The sequence below is a fragment of the Paenibacillus sp. S02 genome (genome assembly GCF_019454065.1).
GTDB classification, from domain to species: domain Bacteria; phylum Bacillota; class Bacilli; order Paenibacillales; family Paenibacillaceae; genus Paenibacillus; species Paenibacillus polymyxa_B.
Map to the genome: position 1 here is coordinate 2,556,520 of NZ_CP073682.1, position 18,716 is coordinate 2,575,235.

The window sequence follows — 18,716 nt, forward strand, 5'->3', positions numbered from 1 at the left end:
TAAAGGAGGAAATGAATTATGACAGCACAAATAGCCAAAAGTTTTCCTAAGAATTTTCTATGGGGTGGTGCTATAGCAGCGAATCAGGCTGAAGGGGCATGGAACGAGGATGGTAAAGGGCCAGCAATCAGCGATGCATTTCGGGGAGGAATAGTAGGCGGGACGTTTGATGATACGATTGATGAAAACAAGTACTACGCCAGCCATGAAGCGATTGATTTTTACCATCGTTATAAAGAAGATATCGCCCTGTTCGCTGAAATGGGCATGAAATGCTTTCGGACTTCCATTGCATGGTCCCGAATCTTTCCGAATGGGGATGATGCCGAGCCAAATGAAAAAGGGCTGCAATTTTACGATGATCTGTTTGATGAGCTACTGAAGTATGGAATTGAGCCGGTCATCACCATTTCTCACTTTGAGCTGCCTCTGAATCTGATTCGTAAATACGAAGGCTGGAAAAGCCGCGAGCTGATTGGATTCTACGTAAAGTATGCGGAAGTTGTCTTCAAGCGTTATAAAAATAAAGTGAAATATTGGATGAACTTCAACGAAATCAACCATTTTCATACCATTCCCTTGGCGGCAGGAGGCATTGTTGTTCAAGACGATGAGCACAAGCTGCCGACCATTTATCAGGCTAGTCACCATGTTTTCGTTGCCAGCGCCCTGGCTACTAAACTGTGTCATGAAATTATCCCAGGAGCGATGATGGGCGCTATGTTATCCCTGAGTCCGATCTATCCGAATACCTGTAATCCGGACGATGTGTTTGAAGCCTATGAGCTGAGAAGAAGATCCTTATTTTATTCGGATGTGATCCTTAGAGGCTATTATCCAAGCTATGCCAAACGGATCTGGAGAGAGCATAACATCATGGTCCAAATGGAGCCCGGGGATGAGCAATTACTGCGAGAGCATACAGCTGATTATTTAGGATTTAGCTATTATCGAAGTACGACACATAAAGCAGGTATGCCCATCTTGGGCAACACAGGGGGAATTATGGGACTCGACAATCCCTATTTGGAAAAAACGCCCTGGGGATGGCCAATTGACCCGAAAGGCTTCCGCTATGTGTGTAATGAGATGTACGACCGATATCAGAAACCTCTGTTTGTTGTAGAGAACGGCTACGGCAGTCATGATGAAATTATGGAAGACGGTTCAATTCATGATCCCGAGCGGGTAGACTATCTGAACAAGCATCTGATCCAGCTGCATGAAGCTATTGAGGATGGCTGCGAAGTGCTCGGCTATACCTGGTGGGGTCCAATCGACATTGTCAGTGCGGGAACAGGAGAAATGAAAAAAAGGTACGGATTTATCTATGTAGACAAAAACAACGATGGTACGGGTACGCTGGAAAGAAGAAAAAAGAACAGCTTCTACTGGTACCAAAAGATTATTGAATCCAATGGGGAAGTATTGTTTGAACAAAATAAAGGAATATAGTCCTGTATTAAATAAAAGTCAGAAACGAACCGGCCAGAGATACGATCTTTGGCTGGTTCGTTTGTTTATGTGTAGGAGTAGAGGGGAAAACGGGTTTCAAAATCTGTTTGTCTGCGATTGCTCCTAACCGAAATGCGGCCATCATGCAGTTCGGTAATACTTTTGGTAATCGCAAGGCCCAGTCCGGTGCCTCCGGTTTCCTTGGAACGTGATTTGTCCACCCGGTAAAACCGTTCAAACAAGTGCGGGACATCTTCCGCAGGAATTGGGGTGCCGTAGTTGGTGCAGATTACCACCGCCTCGTCGTCTTCGCGTCCTATGGTGATATCGAGGCGTTTGCCGTCTTTTCCGTATCGAATAGCGTTGGAAAACAAATTTTCATACAGGCGTACCAGCTCGTCGGTATCGGCTAGAATCCGAACAGGCTCGACGATTCGGACACGGTAGGACATGTCTGCCTGTTCCAGCGAGGGTACAAATTCCTCAGCAAGCTGAGTGAGCAATTTGCCGAGATCTACAGGCTCCAGCTCCAGTGGCAGACTGCCACCGCTCACACGCGTGTATTCAAACAGCTCGTCGATCAGCTTTTTAAGCGTCAATGACTTTTCATAAGCAATGTTCACATAATAGCGCAGCTCAATTTCATCCCGATAGCGATCGGTTTCAATATATTCCAAAAAACCGATCACGGATGTTAGCGGGGTACGAAGATCATGAGATACGCCGGTGATCAGGTCGTTTTTGGCTTTGGCGGAAGCCCGTTCTTCTTCCAGTGAGAGACGGAGCTTGTCCGCCATGGTGTTCATATTTTTCGCCAAGGTACCCAGCTCGTCCGCTGAAGAAACAGGGATCGTATAGGACAGATCTCCATCAGCAAACTCCTGCATCCCCGTCGTAATTTCGCGAAGGTAGCCAATCGTATTTTTGGTAAAAAGGAAAAAGAAATAGATATATGTAGGTAGCCCGCCCACCAGCATGATCAGTGGGGACCCAATGTGATTTACGGTCCAGCGAACCAGACGGGTGCCAAAAAATGAACGGGAAGGGTTCAGCCATAGTAGCAAAGATGCTCCATAATAAAACACCATCAAAATCAGTCCAGTTAGAGCGAAAGCGGCAAGGCTAAGGGCTGCCAGCTTCCAACCCAATGTGTCATATCGTTTTGCCTTCAAGACGTGAATCCTCCATTAATCGAATTTTTCCATTTTGTAGCCAATGCCCCACACCGTTTTCAGGTATTTGGGTTTTCTCGGATCAGCCTCAATTTTCTCGCGAATTTTACGCACATGAACCATCAGCGTGTTGTTGGATTCCAGATATTGCTCCTTCCACACTTTTTCATAGATCTGCTCCATGCTCAGCACTTGACCACGATTACGTGCCAACAGCTCGACAATGGCAAATTCACGCGGGGTCAGCTTAATGGATTCTCCAGCGAGAGTGACCTCATGCGTAGCAGAATTAATGGAGAGTTCATCCAGTATCATTTCATGCTCCAATGCAGGGGAGGAGTGGGTGTATTTCCGTACTCTGCGCAGCTGGGATTTGATGCGTGCCACCAGCTCCAACGGGCTGAACGGCTTAGTGACATAATCATCGGCCCCAACGCTGAGTCCTGTGATTTTGTCCATATCTTGTCCCTTCGCAGACAACATAATAATCGGAAAATGCTCGGTTTCCCTGATCTTCATGCAAGCTTCAACCCCGTCCATATTGGGCATCATCACATCAAGCACCATCACATCTATCGATTCCCGACTGACTTGCTCCAGCGCTTCCAGTCCGTCTCGTGCCATAAGCAGTCGATATCCTTCATTTTCCAAATAAATTTGCATCAGCTTAATAATTTCAGGTTCATCGTCTACTAATAAAATGGTTCCGTTATGCATGGTTGTGCACCCTTTCTGTTCTTTCCAGCAGTATACAATATGGGCGTATTATATACCTTTTTAAAGTTGGAGGCTATGGACACTCATCTCAGTTCGCTTGCTTGGGGTCGTTAGCCTTTGGATAGTGCTGTTTCAGTTGAAGAAATACGGTTTTCTTGCTTGAATTGTCTTTTTTCTATTTCTGGTAGTTGACCGAACAAGATCCAAGCAAATGGAAGGAAACGGGAGATGATCGACACGACGAGCCAAGAGCAAAGAAGTGCAAAGCAAAAACCTCCGGCATACCACACATGAATAAGCTGCGGAGAACTGATATGTGGTGAAAACTGCCGATACAGGAGTAGGAAGAACGGATGAATCAGATACACACCAAAGGACAGTGTGCCCAGACGTTCCAGTTTGCGAGTGACAAAGGAATGTTGTCGTCTGTACATTAAAAAGGAAATCTGTAGTATTACCAGCGTGCTAGACAGGCTGTACATATTATACATAAGTTCAAAAACTAGCGAATTGTACGAGATTCCGTACATTCTATTTTCGTACCACATATAGACATGCATGGTGGCTGAAATCAGCCATAAAGCCCAAATTGCGATCCATGCCAGCACTCCGGCAATACTTCGTTCCCCCTTACGCATCAGAAACCACGTTCTCAGCTGTGGGTAGTAGTAACCGAGAGCAGCACCCAGCATGTAGCAGGCTATATAAGACAGTGCCCAACTGCCCTTATTTTGAACCTGAAATAGAAATTTATTTCCAATAACAAATGACCACTGTACCAATAGCCCAAGGACAATAGACCATTGTGGAAGTTGCCGACAACGCTGGAACAGCCACAATACGAATGGGAATGCAAGATAGAATTGCATCATGATAAAAATATAATATAAATGAGTATAAGCTTTGCCTGTGGCCAGTTTCAGAGCAAAGCTCTTCGCAAGTGTGACTATATTCCATGGTTCGGAGCTGCCAGCCGTAAGGGACAGGAAGAAATAAAACAGAGAGAACATGACATAAGGTAAGAGGATGTACAGCAATCTCTGCTTATAAAAGCGGCTTAAGAGCTGTCGTCCCATCGGACGATCCTTGTAGTTGTAGAACAGCACCATACTGCTAAGCGCGATAAATACGGGGGTTCCATACTTCATCAACACATTGAGCGCATTGTATACAACATATAGGCTGGAATTTGTAAGCTGAACCGTTGCATAAGAAGTGGCATGTACCATCAAGACGGCTAAAATCGCCATGGCTCTGACCAACTGCAATTCGGGAATTTTTTCTTTGGTCTTAGGCTTCATAAGCTTCATTTCCTTTCAGGAGTGAACTGTATCTTGTTGAACTCTTTCTATTAAAAGATAAAGTTCTTAACAACCTTGAAGGGAAGGGCTTAAGAAACGCTTATGAACTTCTTAACTTTTGTTAAGAATTGAGGATTTTGCAAAAATCCCATAAGCGACTTCCAATGAAGAAGATATAGATCGAAATGGTTTAGTTCGTCTATATATTGCACTTCGGAGCGACTGGAATCGAATTTTGCAAAATCCTGAATTAAAAAGAACTTCCATAGCCTCAAAATGAGTGGCATGGAAGTTCTTTTTTATACTCATGATCATTCGTTATTTGCAGCGTTTGATAGGTGCGCGTCTAATTTGTCCACGAATGGCACCGTTCGGATGACGGATCGTGTGGACATTGACGTAGGCATTGCCCTCTCTAATTTGGCACACCAAATCATAAATGGTTCTGCCTCTGAGCGGACCGATAAGATCACATGCACGTAGCACACCACTAACGACGCCTCTTCTAACGGTTATCCCAAACTTCGAAGGACCAAACAGTGTAGCAACAACAGGACCATTTTCACCTCTTCGTCCCAGATGAATATGCGCTTCGGTTACTCGTGAGATATTGCGCACAGTCAGTTCAAAGCTTAATTGCTGGCTCGTTGGACGGTAACGAAATTCGGCTGTTCCTGTTGCATTTGTTCTGACAGGAGGCACTTCATTAGCCCCCCTTAAGGTGGCTCTAAACTTATTAGACATGACATCCCTCCTTTCCCAGTGTTGGTTTAGTGTATTCACAGGGCCAGAGAAAGGGCTGCACATTAGCCTATTCATCAGAAGTTGTGTGTTTTACAAGTTATTCAGTCCAAGCACAAAACAAACTTTTTCATAGTCTATGAGTATCTGATAGAGAGAGGAGGGGAAACCATGGGAACATTTATTGATGGAAGAACATCCCAAAATGCTTCGACAGCTAACTCTATTGCCATTCCGATCACGGTTTTGAATACGCCTCAATTGTTTGGGCAGATCGGATTAAACACACTGGGAGCTACAGGTACGCCAAGGGTTCTGCTTAAAGGAACCATATCGCTTCAACTTCCGCTTGCTTTAGTCGGAATAACGATCACTATTGTAAGAGGTACCCTGGTCACTGACCCTGTTGTTTATTCGGCTACGTCTACTTTCAGTTTGAGTTTATTAGCTCCACAGGTTATTGCGTTCTCAGCCGATGACTTTAACCCGCCGATTACACCACAATTGGTTTATACAGCTTTTGTTTCTTCTAACCTGCTAGGTACAGTACGAGTAGGTCCAGAGAGCTTTGACGGAATTCTGGTTGCGGATTAATGCAGTAATTTTGAATTAACGAAATTTTGCTTCAGGAAGCTTCGCAGAGGTATCTGCGAAGTTTTTTTGTGTAGAAGTACAAGTTTCAGCTTAACGAATAAACTACTTTTCTTTTGCATAATAATCACATAGGCATAACCCTGCAACAATTGGTAGAATTTTATGTATGCGCTTACAAAAAATAAATTCTTTGCTTCGTACAATTGAAAATCTGGAGGAGGAATGAAGAATGAAGTGGAAAAAAGGATTGACTGGTATGCTTTTAGCAGCTTTTTTATGTGGTGCACCAGGTGTGGGCATAGCTACGCCTGCACATGCATCCGCTGGTGAGTACAAGTTTGATTTTGGAGGAGGTACGGTCGAAACGGGTTATACTGGCGTGAGCGCTTCGCTGTCCTATGACTCAGCACGTGGCTATGGCTTTCGTACCCCTGAGAATATGCGTAATGTCAGCGCTTCGGGGACTGGAGTGGCAAGTGATGCGGTACGGTTCCTGGCTACAGGTACGAAAAGCGAGAATACTTTTGATGTTGATCTTCCTCCTGGTTTGTATGAGGTGTCGGTTACTTTAGGAGATACCTCTCGTTCGAGTATTGCGGCTGAAGGGGTGTATCAGGTCATTAATATGACAGGGAATGGGGCCAAGGATCGCTTTCAAATTCCAGTGACAGATGGACAGCTAAATCTGCTGGTTACTGAAGGCAAAGAGGGCGCGGTCTTCACACTCAGTGCATTGGAAATCAGGCAATTATCTAGCAATCCGGTTACGAATCGAACGATTTATATCGGTGGAGATTCTACGGTTTGTAACTATTATCCGCTAGATAGCAGCGTGCAGGCGGGATGGGGCCAACTGCTGCCAGAGTTTGTGAACACGAATACTTTTCAAATTCGCAATATGGCATCAGGAGGCCAAATTGCTAGAGGCTTCCACCAGGACGGTCAGTTGGAGGCCATCGTCCAATATATTAAGCCGGGGGATTATTTTATTCTCCAATTGGGCATTAATGACACCAATCCAAAGCATAACGAAAGCGAAGCCGAGTTTAAGGACTGGATGCGGGATATGATTCGGCAGGTTAAGGCTAAAGGGGCGACGGTAATCCTGTCAACTCCGCAAGGACGAGCCACTGACTTTAATGCTAACAATGTACACAACGCAGAAAATAGATGGTATAGAAGCGCTATTTTGGCACTGGCTCAAGAGGAACAAACGCCTTTAGTCGACCTGAATGTTCTTAGCTCAGCTTATTTCACTTCTATTGGTAAAGACGCTACACTGGCCTTGTATATGAACGGCGATACACTCCATCCAAACTATGAAGGTGCAAGGGAACTGGCCCGATTGGTAGCACAGGATTTAAAAAGGCAGGGTCTGAGCGGATTCTAAATTTAAACGATGGGTTTTCCCCTGTTTCTTACATTCGTTAGGAGCAGGGGTTTTTAGCCTCTGTTCAGGGTGCTATAATTATTGAAAAAGCAATAGTAATACGGAGGAATTAGAACATGCAGCCTTTCACTGCCCGTGTGCTTCAAATTATACTGTTGATCCCTGAGGGAAAAGTAATGACTTACGGTCAAATTGCGGCAGAGGCCGGAAGCCCAAGAGGTGCCAGGCAGGTGGTGCGAATTTTGCATACATTGAGCCAAAAACACCGACTTCCTTGGCATAGAGTAGTCAACCGTTTGGGGGAGATTGCTTTGCAGGAGGATGAGTCCGCATCCCTGCAGCGTCTGTATTTGGAGGAGGAAGGCATACGTTTTAATGAAAGCGGGCGAATTCCACTGGATCAATATCTCTATGATCCGCAGGCGGAGATGGAAGAATAGGAACGGAACGAGCTATGCGGTTTTATATTAGATTTGATTATCACAAAAATCCGGGACAAATCAATTATCGATTTGTCCCGGATTTTTTTCATCTAGCATACGAAGCAGATAACTAGAGGTAATCTGTTATTTATAGCATAAGATTCACTTGTCATTTTATCCGATAAGATGCTGCTGATCCCGTTGGGCAAGGTGAAAAGAAATGCTGTTCATCAGCGGTATATCGTTATTTTTCCGGGCTTCCCGGATTAGTTGTTTCTTTTTTTGTTCTGATTCACGTAAAAAGCGGGTCATCCACAAATCAGACGGTTCGTTAGTGGTTGTCATGCGAGATTCTTTTATCATCTATTAACCCTCCCAGTGAGCGGCTGTTATTCTTTCTCTAGTATATGTTCCAAACCTTAATAGATGCTGTTGGTTTCCTTAAAATTAGCTGAAAATTAGGTAAAGTTCAGGTAAAAATAGGTTGAATCAATATCTCATTGGACGAAAAGTAGTATAAAGCGAGTAATCAGGAAGTAAAGGTTACAAAAATGTATTGTTTTGACACCTTGTACCAACATAAACCTGAAAGTACAATTAGAATGCAGAGAGTTCGTGGAAGTTTATGTCGAAAAAAATGGAAAAGATTCGGGGAATGAACCGAAAGGGGAGAGATTCATCTATGAAGCAAAAAGCGGCTGTCGTGCTGCTTGTATTGTCCTTATCATCAGGATTGGCCTCCACTGTACAGTCTGAGAGTTTATCAGGAAATGTAGCATCAAGTACGTCGGTTAGTCCATCTACTGCGGCTACATCAAAGACATCATCCGTAACGGGTCAGGCTTTACCTACATTAACACTCAAGCAGGCCGTGGAATGGGCACAGACGAACAGTTACAATACGCGTACCGCCGAACGGGACGTTGAGCGTCGCAGAATGGAACTGAAAAATGCAGAAAAGGATCTGGGAAATGCATTTGTTGATTTTATAGACGGTGAATATGTTGATGATAATACCTCTTGGAGAAGTTATAACTCTTCGACGCTATCTTATCTAGCCAGCAAAAAGCAGGCGCAGTTCGCCAAAGACCAGATTTATTTTAATGTGATGAAAAGCTATCAAAGTGTGTTCGTGGCAGAGAATCAAGTGAAAAATGATCTAGAAGCGCTTGAAATTGCCCAAGCGGAGGAAAAGATTGCACTTGCCAAATTTGCGCGCGGCAAGCTGTCTGAGTATGCAAAAAACGAGAGTACACAGGCCAGAAGCCAGGCTCAGCAAACAGTAGAACAGGGGAAAATTGCGTTGCAAAAATCCAGGGATGCTCTGAACTTCCTCATGGGACAACCTAACGGAACAGCCTATGAAATGGTGGATCGACCCGTGTACAAGGAACCAAAGAAACTGGATATCGAATTACATATACAACAGCTGACAGACATGAATCCAAATTTATGGAAGCTGGAGGATAGCATCAAAACTTCGGAACTTAATGTGAGATACTTCGATTTTAACAACGGTGCAGGTGCTTACGATCTAGCTAAAATGGATGTCGATACGGCTAAAGAGGAGCTCGACAAAGGTCAAAAGGATTTTGCCGAATCACTCCGTAATTTGTATGCCACGGTTAAGGAAAACCAAAAAAAATACGTACAACTGGAAGAAAGCTTGCGTACGGCAAAAGAGGCCTTGGAGTTATCACGCAAAAAGTGGGCCAGAGGTCTAATTATAGAGATGGAATTGAAAAATAATCAGTTGAAAGTGAACCAGATTGAACGGCAAATGGAAGAGCTGGCGATCGAGTTGGATCAAAATGAGTATACGTTGAACAAGCCATGGAGCACATAGGGAGGAAAAGGCGTTGGCAGAAACGGTTTTAAATGATGCTTTAATCAAGTTACGGAAAAAACGGAGAAAAAAGTGGATATGGACTGCAATTGTTCTACTGATTGTAGGTGGAGGCGGAGCGGCAGTATATCTGAATCTGCCCAAGGAGCAGGCGGCACCATTGGTTCAGGATGAGACGCTTAAAGTAGAGCGCGGCGATGTGAGTGAGAAGCTGGACACGTCCGGTACCGTGCAAGCGTCCAAGGAAGTGAAGTTAAACTTCACGAGTGCAGGCGATAACAAGCTGGCAGTGGTAAATGTGAAAGCCGGGGACAAGGTGAAAAAAGGACAGGTGCTGGCTCTTCTGGACAGTTCAGAAATTAAAATGCAAATTCAGACTGCGTCTGATACTTTGGAAATATCCAAATCCAAGCTGGCTGAATTGGAGAAAGGTCCGAAGGCAGAGGACATTGAAATTCAGAAAACAAATGTACTTCGGGCCAAAATGGCTATCGATACAGCGCAAGAATCATTTGAGCTGGAAGAAGCCGAAAGTCAGAAGAAAACTTCCCAAAAGCAGTTGGAACAGGCGCGAAAGGCATATGAAGACCAAAAGTTTTTACATGATGCTGGTGCGGTGTCCAACAGTGAATTGGAGCAGGCAGAGCAAGCACTTGATAAAGCACAGACGGACTATGATGGTCTGGATCTGCAGTTCCGCAAAATCATGTCGCAAAAACGTCGCACCATTTCAGAAGCTGAAATCGGATATCGTACGGCAATGGCAGAGCTTCGCAAAATTCAGGTTCCGGCTGATGCATCCAATATTCAAGCCTCACGGATAGAGGTTCGAAGACAGGCGACGGAACTGGAGCAGAAGAAAAATGAATTGAACAAGCTTCAGGTCACAGCACCTTGGGACGGGGTAATCTTGAAGGTGAACGGGGATGTAGGGACCAGTCCGACGGCTCCATTCATTGTCATGAATAACTCGGATTCCAACGATCTTAAGGTGGTTGTGAAGGTAAGTCAGACCGACATTGTCAAAGTAAAGAAGGGGCTCTCAGCCGTGTTGACTACCAATGCATATCCGGGTGAATCGTTTCCAGGGAAAGTGCAATTCGTCTCACCGGAAGCCTCTACGGATGAAGGGATGACGACGTATCTGATGGAATTGTCTGTTCATGACCCGAAAGGCAAGCTCAAAACGGGCATGATTATGAATGTGGCCGTTATTTTGGGAGTACACAAAAATGTACTGTTCGTACCTGCGACTGCGCTGAGATCCGAAGGGGGACAGGATGGCGTGTATGTTTCCGCCAATAACGCTGCGAATCCAGGGGCGCGCACATTCAAGCCCGTAGAACTCGGATTTTACACGCCAGATCGAGTCGAGCTCAAGTCAGGTGTAAAGGAGGGTGACACGCTTATCGTGCCTGCTCCTGAACCTCCGCCGGACCCTTCCGCTATGGGCGGCATGCAGGGAGGCTTTTAAACGGGTATGAGATACGTCATTCAGATTGAGGATTTGAAAAAAGTGTATCAGGTCGGAGATCAGGAAATTCATGCCCTGCGTGAGGTACAACTTGATATTGCTGACGGTGATTTTGTTGCGATCATGGGACCGTCTGGATCAGGCAAGTCCACGATGATGAATGTCATCGGCTGTCTGGATTTACCTACATCGGGACAATTTTATTTGGATGGCTATTCGATATTAGATGCCCGCGAGGATGAACTGGCTATTATACGTAATCAGAAAATCGGATTTGTATTTCAAAAATTCCATTTGCTCCCGCGAGCAACGGCCTTGGAGAATGTGGAACTGCCTATGATCTATGCGGGTATTTCTGCCAAGGAGCGTCGTTTGCGGGCAATGGAGGCCCTCACTAGCGTAGGTCTAGGCGATCGGATGAACAATAGGCCGAACGAATTGTCAGGCGGTCAGCAGCAGCGGGTGTCAATTGCGCGCGCACTTGTGAACAATCCGGTCATTCTCTTGGCGGATGAACCGACAGGCGCATTGGACTCCAAAACAAGTGTTGAAATAATGGGGATTTTTCAGCGTCTAAATGATCAGGGGAAAACGGTTGTATTGGTTACTCATGATCAGGAGGTTGCGGAATATGCCAAGCGTCTGATTCATTTTCGGGATGGGCGGATTGAAGAGGATCAGCCTGTTGGGAAACGAAGAATGGCGGCAGAGGAAGTGAAGGCATGAAGTTTAAGGAAATTATCCGTGTATCGCTCAACAGTTTGCGAACCAATATGCTGCGATCTTTGCTGACCATGGTGGGCATTATTATCGGAGTGGCCGCTGTGATTATGATTGTAGCCATCGGTAAAGGATCAACGGCTACGATTACATCTCAGATCAACAGTATGGGAAATAATCTGCTGATGATCTATCCTTATGCTCCATATGATGGCTCCAGCTCCATGTCGTTCAGTCAGACGAAAGGAATATCTCTGGAAGATATCGATGCGCTAGAGCAGCAAAAAGCAGTAGCAGAGGTAGCACCAAGTGCCATGACCAATGCAGATATTACGTGGAGTCGCAATAAGGTCAGCGCGCAAATTGAGGGGACTTCGCTGGCATTCGTTCATGTGAGAAAGCTGTCACTAGCTCAAGGCAGGTCGTTTACCCACTATGAAGTGGATAAACAAATGAATGTGGCCGTGCTTGGGAGTGATGCGGCCCGTAATATTTTTGGTCCGGATGCCTCCAGAGCGGTCGGTGAGACGATCATGATTAAACAGCTTCCTTTTAAGGTGGTTGGTGTGCTGGCAAATTCCAATTCCAATATGAGTAACAGTGGTCAGCAGGTATATGTACCGATTACAACGGGGATGGAACGGCTAGGCAATATGAGTATTCAGCAGGTGAACGCCTCCGCAACAACAGAGGAGAAGATTAATCAGGCAAGTGCTGAAATTCGGCAGGTGCTACGTGCCAGACATGAGCTAAAGCCATCAGAGGGCGATGACTTTCAGATCATGACCCAGACGGAAATCTTAAAAACAGTGTCCGGGGTTGATCGAATTATGAATATGCTGCTGGTCGGTGTAGCTGCAATTGCGCTTGGCGTTGGAGGTGTCGGCATTATGAATATTATGCTGGTGTCCGTCACGGAACGTACGAGGGAGATCGGGATTCGTAAAGCGATTGGTGCGCAACGCAGTGATATTATGCTGCAGTTTGTGGCTGAGGCTGTTTTTCTCAGTCTGATGGGTGGACTGGTTGGCGTAATGGTGGGTCTCGGAGGTGCAAAGCTGCTCGAGAAGTTCGTCCAAATGCCGATTGTGTATTCGATAGAGCCCGTGCTTTACTCTTTTCTGTGCTGTATGGGGGTTGGAGTGTTGTTCGGAGTATATCCGGCGCGAAAGGCGTCGAAGCTGCGTCCAATTGATGCTTTAAGATACGAATAAGGGAGCGGGTACTTTGCCTTACTCGAAAGAGCAGGGTGCAAAGTACCCGTTTTTTGTGTTAAATAAGTGTTTTAAATGATAAAAAGACATGAATAACCGCCTTAATTTTATATATGTGATGTTTTATATGCTTTTTATGGTTGATTTATTGTTATATATGACGTATTATATTCAATATTAGATCGCAAGAAAAAAGGAGGGACGTTCATCATCGACCTTACGGCAAGACAAGTAGAAATTTTAAACATCGTACAAAAGCATGCCCCGATTACCGGGGATCAGATTGCGGAAATGCTTAATCTCAGCAAGGCGACCATTCGGACCGATCTATCCAAATTGGGCATTCTGAATTACATAGATGCAAAGCCCAAGGTCGGATATTTTGTTGGAAAGCGGGGCACGCCGAACCGGGAGGAAAAATTCCGGCTGTTGCAAATGAAGGTCGGCGATCTTCATGGAGTTCAAGTCATCGTACGAGAAACAACAACGATTCAGGAAGCTGTCGTAGCTCTCTTTTTGGAAAATGTGAGCAATTTGATCGTCACCGATGAAGACGGAGATTTGGCAGGGGTAGCTTCCCGCAAGGATTTGCTTAAGGTAACGTTAGGGAATCCCAATGCAGCAACCATTCCTGTCAGCCTTGTGATGACCCGACAGGCGAATGTTGTCACCGTTTCCCCAGAGGATACGGTATTAGAGGCAGCACGCAAAATTATTGCCCGTCAAATCGACAGCCTGCCTGTTGTCGTCCCTTCCGACTCCGACAAGCCAGGGGAGCACTGGAAAGTCGTGGGACGCATTACAAAAACGAATATTATTAAAATGTTGCTCGATATGGTAGCAGAGGATTAATGGGAGGAATCGAATGGTTCAGGTGAGCAGTCATTTTATAGCGATCTGTTCAGACTCGATTGGCGAGACGGCAGAAGCTGTCGTACAGGCGACCATGCGCCAATTTGAGTTACCGGACACAGAGATCAAAAGATTTATGAACGTGAGGGATGAAGACGAACTGAGTCGGGTGATGGAGGAAGTAGCCGAGCGTAAAGGCTTCGTAGCTTATACGCTGGTACAGCCAGAATTGAGAGAAGCGATGAAAGAGGAGGCTGTCCGGCTGAATGTGCGGGCTGTCGACATTATGGGACCGATGATGCAGGCGTTTGCCGATACGTTCCATAACGATCCCAAAGAGAAGCCTGGTCTGCTGCACCGACTGGACGATAACTATTTTCGCCGTGTAGAGGCCTTGGATTTTGCGGTTCAATATGATGATGGCAAAGATGTCAGCGCCATTCTCAAAGCGGATATTGTATTGCTTGGAGTATCCCGTATTTCCAAAACCCCTTTATCCATGTTTCTCGCGCATAAAGGTTATAAAACGGTCAACATACCGATTGTACCGGAGTTGACACCGCCTGTTCAGTTGAAGGATGTTCAGCGTGGTCGAGTATTCGGATTAACGATCGAGCCAGAGTTACTGTTGAAAATACGCAGTGAGCGACTAAAGGTTATGGGGCTTCCTAATAATGTGCAGTATGCTACAGCGATGAGGATAGAAGAGGAAATAGCGTATGCGCAGTCTTTGTTTAAAGAGCTGAATTGTCCGGTTATTGATGTTACAGATAAGGCGATTGAAGAGACGGCAGGTTTAATTATCAGAATGTTATAGAGCCTAGTAGCTGCTCATATAACTAAAAATTAAAATCGTAGGACACAGGAGTTTAATAGATAAATAGAAAGATTGCAGCAAAGTTGCCCTAAATAATTCATTTGCTTAAGGGTAACAATTAATTTTTAGGAGAGGTGGAGGGATAGGTATGGAGAGTCAAATGGCATTGGAATTCGTTCGGGTAACAGAGGCAGCGGCACTGCAATCAGCACAATGGACAGGGCGTGGAGATAAGAATAGCGCAGACGAGGCGGCTACGGTAGCCATCCGCACTCATTTTAATGCGGTATCCATGGACGGCACGGTCGTCATTGGCGAAGGCGAAATGGATGAGGCTCCCATGCTGTATATCGGGGAAAGAGTAGGCAATCGCAGAGGACCGGCTATGGACATCGCTGTCGATCCACTAGAGGGAACCGAAACGGTAGCAAATGGTTTGAATAACGCTCTGTCGGTCATTGCTGCTGCACCTCGTGGTAGTCTACTCCACGCTCCGGATATGTACATGCAAAAAATGGCCGTTGGCCCGGCATTGGCTGGAAAGCTGTCACTTGAGGACCCAATTCCAACTACATTGTCAAAAGCTGCACGAGTACTCGGTAAATCCTTGTCTGATCTTACTGTGTCCATTCTTGATCGTACACGGCACGCCGGGATCATCAAGCTTCTGCGGGAAAGCGGCGTTCGAATCAAACTGCTTGGCCATGGGGATGTGATGGGCGCGATTGAAACATGCCTGGATAGCGGTGTGGATTTGCATATCGGTTCTGGTGGCGCTCCTGAGGGTGTATTGGCCGCTGCAGCGCTGAAATGCATGGGCGGAGAAATCCAGGGTCGCCTGCTGCCTCATGGTGAAGAAGAGATTGAGCGTTGCAAGCGTATGGGCATTACTGATCCCGGTGCGTTGCTTTCCATGGATGATATGGTCGGACGCCAAGGCGTGATGTTTGTGGCTACAGGTGTGACACCTGGAGAGTGGTTGCAGGGGGTTCGTTCTCTTCCCGGTCACAGAGCGGAAACTCATTCAGTCGTAATGCACTCAGAAACAAAAACGATTCGCTTCGTGCGGAGTATTCATCATACAGCGGATTCTTCCGGTACGCTTGCGGTAGCGGCATCCTCTTGAACATTGAAGTCATGGCTTCCTAAATCTGTTCCCACAGTAGGCGAAAGGTTCTTCTTCACCTTGCATCGTCCAGAGGTGAATTCAAAGCAGAAGTTTCGTATGCTGTAAACACAATACGGAGATTAAGTTTATCGTTTAACAAACAAGGAACGATAGTTCAAAAAAAACAGCGGTATCTAGGACTCATCCAAGGATACCGCTGTTTTTCATATTTCGGGGTCAATCTAACTGTCATGGAACAGATGAAGTTATCAACTTCATGGAATACGCATTGAGTATAATCTCACTTTCATTGAGTGACGTAAGCGTAATTATTTTTGCCGTTTTTTGGTCCGTATTAGAAATGTGGTTTTCATTTACGTGCTTTTTTTTATTAAACACACAGTCAGATAACCTAGTGCTACTACTCCTGTGCTTATAAAGCAAACTCTTAAACCATCTATTTCTACTTTTTGAGTAAGTAAATAAATAGCGAAGAGGCCAGTGAAAAATGTAAGGATTAAGTTCATAATAAATTTCTTCATAATTATCAACTTCCTCTGAGAAAAATGCATCCAAAAAGAATATAAATAGTATTACTAGCATCAAAATCAAATGAAATACAAGAAGGATCAACCTTCGAAAACATCTAAGAACTAATTGACAAAGCCAATCCTTATGTAAAATTAGAATAAAACAGATTTAAGTAATACTTCCACCCATGGGGAGTATGAATCACTTTGATGTATTATCTATAGTTGTCTATCAAAAGGAATTAATTCCAAGTTGATTTAATTTGGTATACATGTTAGATTACTAGTCCAGCCGATAGAACAAGATCAAAGATTTTTAATAAGTTCGAACAAGCTGGGAATTTTTACAGGTAGACTTGATCGGTTTAAATTGATATATTATTATTCCAGCCCGAAAGTGATTGTTAACTAATAAGGTTTGGATAACTCACCTGTAATTATTTACAGGTTGATTAAATTAGATGAAAATGTTATATTATTGTTCTGGCTCAAAAAGCCGCGTGAAAATTTGATCTTTGAAAACTGAACAACGAGTGAGTACGGATTTTGTTTACAAAATCCAACGCTGAAATTTTGGTACATGCCGTCAGGGTGTATGAAATGGAAGCGAACAAGAGATATTTTATCTCGTCAGTTTCAACATGAGCTTATCGCTCTTTCTATAAACCAGCTTCGGTTAGTCTTTAATGGAGAGTTTGATCCTGGCTCAGGACGAACGCTGGCGGCGTGCCTAATACATGCAAGTCGAGCGGGGTCGTTTGGAAGCTTGCTTCTAAACGACCTAGCGGCGGACGGGTGAGTAACACGTAGGCAACCTGCCCACAAGACAGGGATAACTACCGGAAACGGTAGCTAATACCCGATACATCCTTTTCCTGCATGGGAGAAGGAGGAAAGACGGAGCAATCTGTCACTTGTGGATGGGCCTGCGGCGCATTAGCTAGTTGGTGGGGTAAAGGCCTACCAAGGCGACGATGCGTAGCCGACCTGAGAGGGTGATCGGCCACACTGGGACTGAGACACGGCCCAGACTCCTACGGGAGGCAGCAGTAGGGAATCTTCCGCAATGGGCGAAAGCCTGACGGAGCAACGCCGCGTGAGTGATGAAGGTTTTCGGATCGTAAAGCTCTGTTGCCAGGGAAGAACGTCTTGTAGAGTAACTGCTACAAGAGTGACGGTACCTGAGAAGAAAGCCCCGGCTAACTACGTGCCAGCAGCCGCGGTAATACGTAGGGGGCAAGCGTTGTCCGGAATTATTGGGCGTAAAGCGCGCGCAGGCGGCTCTTTAAGTCTGGTGTTTAATCCCGAGGCTCAACTTCGGGTCGCACTGGAAACTGGGGAGCTTGAGTGCAGAAGAGGAGAGTGGAATTCCACGTGTAGCGGTGAAATGCGTAGATATGTGGAGGAACACCAGTGGCGAAGGCGACTCTCTGGGCTGTAACTGACGCTGAGGCGCGAAAGCGTGGGGAGCAAACAGGATTAGATACCCTGGTAGTCCACGCCGTAAACGATGAATGCTAGGTGTTAGGGGTTTCGATACCCTTGGTGCCGAAGTTAACACATTAAGCATTCCGCCTGGGGAGTACGGTCGCAAGACTGAAACTCAAAGGAATTGACGGGGACCCGCACAAGCAGTGGAGTATGTGGTTTAATTCGAAGCAACGCGAAGAACCTTACCAGGTCTTGACATCCCTCTGACCGGTCTAGAGATAGGCCTTTCCTTCGGGACAGAGGAGACAGGTGGTGCATGGTTGTCGTCAGCTCGTGTCGTGAGATGTTGGGTTAAGTCCCGCAACGAGCGCAACCCTTATGCTTAGTTGCCAGCAGGTCAAGCTGGGCACTCTAAGCAGACTGCCGGTGACAAACCGGAGGAAGGTGGGGATGACGTCAAATCATCATGCCCCTTATGACCTGGGCTACACACGTACTACAATGGCCGGTACAACGGGAAGCGAAATCGCGAGGTGGAGCCAATCCTAGAAAAGCCGGTCTCAGTTCGGATTGTAGGCTGCAACTCGCCTACATGAAGTCGGAATTGCTAGTAATCGCGGATCAGCATGCCGCGGTGAATACGTTCCCGGGTCTTGTACACACCGCCCGTCACACCACGAGAGTTTACAACACCCGAAGTCGGTGGGGTAACCCGCAAGGGAGCCAGCCGCCGAAGGTGGGGTAGATGATTGGGGTGAAGTCGTAACAAGGTAGCCGTATCGGAAGGTGCGGCTGGATCACCTCCTTTCTATGGAGAATCGTTTCCTGCAATGGAAACATTCAAATAAGCAAGTACAATGTACCTGCGACTGGATATTCAATTCGGTTCATCACATTCGTGTGAATGAAATGAATATCCTTAACTTACTCAC

Annotated in this window: 16 protein-coding genes and 1 rRNA gene; 12 read left to right on the forward strand and 5 right to left on the reverse strand. The window is 45.7% G+C overall.

The window, feature by feature from the left end:
* The first annotated feature begins 18 nt into the window (after nt 1-18).
* Nucleotides 19-1,455, forward strand: a complete 1,437-nt coding sequence (locus KAI36_RS11455; RefSeq protein WP_220027784.1) for a glycoside hydrolase family 1 protein — start codon at nt 19-21, stop codon at nt 1,453-1,455.
* A 65-nt stretch (nt 1,456-1,520) separates the two neighbouring features.
* Here KAI36_RS11455 and KAI36_RS11460 read toward each other — a convergent pair whose 3' ends face one another.
* The 4 genes from KAI36_RS11460 to KAI36_RS11475 form a co-directional block, all read right to left on the reverse strand.
* Nucleotides 1,521-2,627 carry a sensor histidine kinase gene (locus KAI36_RS11460; RefSeq protein ID WP_025724229.1) on the reverse strand — a complete coding sequence of 369 codons (1,107 nt, stop codon included), beginning with the start codon at nt 2,625-2,627 and terminating at the stop codon, nt 1,521-1,523.
* Nucleotides 2,628-2,642: 15 nt separating this feature from the next.
* Entirely contained in the window at nt 2,643-3,344 is a 702-nt protein-coding gene (locus tag KAI36_RS11465; protein ID WP_023988433.1) for a response regulator transcription factor, read from the reverse strand.
* Between the two features lie 110 nt (nt 3,345-3,454).
* Nucleotides 3,455-4,645, reverse strand: a complete 1,191-nt coding sequence (locus KAI36_RS11470) for an acyltransferase (RefSeq protein WP_220028096.1) — start codon at nt 4,643-4,645, stop codon at nt 3,455-3,457.
* A 318-nt stretch (nt 4,646-4,963) separates the two neighbouring features.
* Nucleotides 4,964-5,389: a CHRD domain-containing protein gene (locus KAI36_RS11475; protein WP_025723330.1), complete on the reverse strand. Its 426-nt coding sequence runs from the start codon at nt 5,387-5,389 to the stop codon at nt 4,964-4,966.
* A gap of 168 nt (nt 5,390-5,557) precedes the next feature.
* On the opposite strand from KAI36_RS11475, the gene KAI36_RS11480 reads away from it, so the two are divergent.
* The 3 genes from KAI36_RS11480 to KAI36_RS11490 all read left to right on the forward strand — a co-directional run bounded on the left by KAI36_RS11480 (nt 5,558) and on the right by KAI36_RS11490 (nt 7,810).
* Nucleotides 5,558-5,980 (forward strand): hypothetical protein, encoded by a 423-nt coding sequence (locus KAI36_RS11480; RefSeq protein ID WP_220027785.1) that lies wholly within the window; start codon nt 5,558-5,560, stop codon nt 5,978-5,980.
* A 229-nt stretch (nt 5,981-6,209) separates the two neighbouring features.
* A complete protein-coding gene (locus tag KAI36_RS11485; RefSeq protein WP_220027786.1) occupies nt 6,210-7,370 on the forward strand; it encodes a rhamnogalacturonan acetylesterase in 1,161 nt (386 codons plus the stop codon).
* A gap of 116 nt (nt 7,371-7,486) precedes the next feature.
* On the forward strand, nt 7,487-7,810 hold the full coding sequence (locus KAI36_RS11490) for an MGMT family protein (RefSeq protein WP_023988438.1): 324 nt from the start codon (nt 7,487-7,489) through the stop codon (nt 7,808-7,810).
* 156 nt (nt 7,811-7,966) lie between these two features.
* On the opposite strand, the gene KAI36_RS11495 is transcribed toward KAI36_RS11490, so the two are convergent.
* A complete protein-coding gene (locus KAI36_RS11495; protein ID WP_013370989.1) occupies nt 7,967-8,155 on the reverse strand; it encodes a hypothetical protein in 189 nt (62 codons plus the stop codon).
* 319 nt (nt 8,156-8,474) lie between these two features.
* Between KAI36_RS11495 and KAI36_RS11500 the strand changes: the two genes are divergently transcribed.
* The 8 genes from KAI36_RS11500 (at nt 8,475) to KAI36_RS11535 (ending at nt 18,592) form a co-directional block, all read left to right on the forward strand.
* Nucleotides 8,475-9,638 (forward strand): TolC family protein, encoded by a 1,164-nt coding sequence (locus KAI36_RS11500; RefSeq protein ID WP_220027787.1) that lies wholly within the window; start codon nt 8,475-8,477, stop codon nt 9,636-9,638.
* A 13-nt stretch (nt 9,639-9,651) separates the two neighbouring features.
* The gene (locus tag KAI36_RS11505) at nt 9,652-11,112 is read left to right on the forward strand and encodes an efflux RND transporter periplasmic adaptor subunit (protein ID WP_220027788.1); all 1,461 of its coding nucleotides are present in this window, start codon (nt 9,652-9,654) and stop codon (nt 11,110-11,112) included.
* Nucleotides 11,113-11,118: 6 nt separating this feature from the next.
* Entirely contained in the window at nt 11,119-11,838 is a 720-nt protein-coding gene (locus tag KAI36_RS11510; protein WP_061832084.1) for an ABC transporter ATP-binding protein, read from the forward strand.
* The gene (locus KAI36_RS11515; RefSeq protein ID WP_076294097.1) at nt 11,835-13,046 is read left to right on the forward strand and encodes an ABC transporter permease; all 1,212 of its coding nucleotides are present in this window, start codon (nt 11,835-11,837) and stop codon (nt 13,044-13,046) included. The genes KAI36_RS11510 and KAI36_RS11515 overlap by 4 nt, the downstream gene beginning before the upstream one ends.
* A gap of 237 nt (nt 13,047-13,283) precedes the next feature.
* Nucleotides 13,284-13,898 carry a helix-turn-helix transcriptional regulator gene (locus KAI36_RS11520; RefSeq protein ID WP_258382320.1) on the forward strand — a complete coding sequence of 205 codons (615 nt, stop codon included), beginning with the start codon at nt 13,284-13,286 and terminating at the stop codon, nt 13,896-13,898.
* Between the two features lie 13 nt (nt 13,899-13,911).
* Nucleotides 13,912-14,715 carry a pyruvate, water dikinase regulatory protein gene (locus tag KAI36_RS11525; protein WP_220027789.1) on the forward strand — a complete coding sequence of 268 codons (804 nt, stop codon included), beginning with the start codon at nt 13,912-13,914 and terminating at the stop codon, nt 14,713-14,715.
* Nucleotides 14,716-14,863: 148 nt separating this feature from the next.
* Nucleotides 14,864-15,841 carry a class II fructose-bisphosphatase gene (gene glpX / locus KAI36_RS11530; protein WP_013310165.1) on the forward strand — a complete coding sequence of 326 codons (978 nt, stop codon included), beginning with the start codon at nt 14,864-14,866 and terminating at the stop codon, nt 15,839-15,841.
* A gap of 1,195 nt (nt 15,842-17,036) precedes the next feature.
* Nucleotides 17,037-18,592: ribosomal RNA gene (locus tag KAI36_RS11535) — 16S ribosomal RNA — on the forward strand.
* Nucleotides 18,593-18,716: the final 124 nt, after the last annotated feature.

Excerpts from the sequence above, each read along its gene's own strand:
- KAI36_RS11455 (WP_220027784.1), top strand. The coding sequence starts at position 19 with ATGACAGCACAAATAGCCAAAAGTTTTCCTAAGAATTTTCTATGGGGT.
- KAI36_RS11465 (WP_023988433.1), bottom strand. The coding sequence starts at position 3,344 with ATGCATAACGGAACCATTTTATTAGTAGACGATGAACCTGAAATTATT.
- KAI36_RS11470 (WP_220028096.1), bottom strand. The coding sequence starts at position 4,645 with ATGAAGCCTAAGACCAAAGAAAAAATTCCCGAATTGCAGTTGGTCAGA.
- KAI36_RS11475 (WP_025723330.1), bottom strand. The coding sequence starts at position 5,389 with ATGTCTAATAAGTTTAGAGCCACCTTAAGGGGGGCTAATGAAGTGCCT.
- KAI36_RS11480 (WP_220027785.1), top strand. The coding sequence starts at position 5,558 with ATGGGAACATTTATTGATGGAAGAACATCCCAAAATGCTTCGACAGCT.
- KAI36_RS11485 (WP_220027786.1), top strand. The coding sequence starts at position 6,210 with ATGAAGTGGAAAAAAGGATTGACTGGTATGCTTTTAGCAGCTTTTTTA.
- KAI36_RS11490 (WP_023988438.1), top strand. The coding sequence starts at position 7,487 with ATGCAGCCTTTCACTGCCCGTGTGCTTCAAATTATACTGTTGATCCCT.
- KAI36_RS11495 (WP_013370989.1), bottom strand. The coding sequence starts at position 8,155 with ATGATAAAAGAATCTCGCATGACAACCACTAACGAACCGTCTGATTTG.
- KAI36_RS11500 (WP_220027787.1), top strand. The coding sequence starts at position 8,475 with ATGAAGCAAAAAGCGGCTGTCGTGCTGCTTGTATTGTCCTTATCATCA.
- KAI36_RS11510 (WP_061832084.1), top strand. The coding sequence starts at position 11,119 with ATGAGATACGTCATTCAGATTGAGGATTTGAAAAAAGTGTATCAGGTC.
- KAI36_RS11515 (WP_076294097.1), top strand. The coding sequence starts at position 11,835 with ATGAAGTTTAAGGAAATTATCCGTGTATCGCTCAACAGTTTGCGAACC.
- KAI36_RS11525 (WP_220027789.1), top strand. The coding sequence starts at position 13,912 with ATGGTTCAGGTGAGCAGTCATTTTATAGCGATCTGTTCAGACTCGATT.
- glpX (WP_013310165.1), top strand. The coding sequence starts at position 14,864 with ATGGAGAGTCAAATGGCATTGGAATTCGTTCGGGTAACAGAGGCAGCG.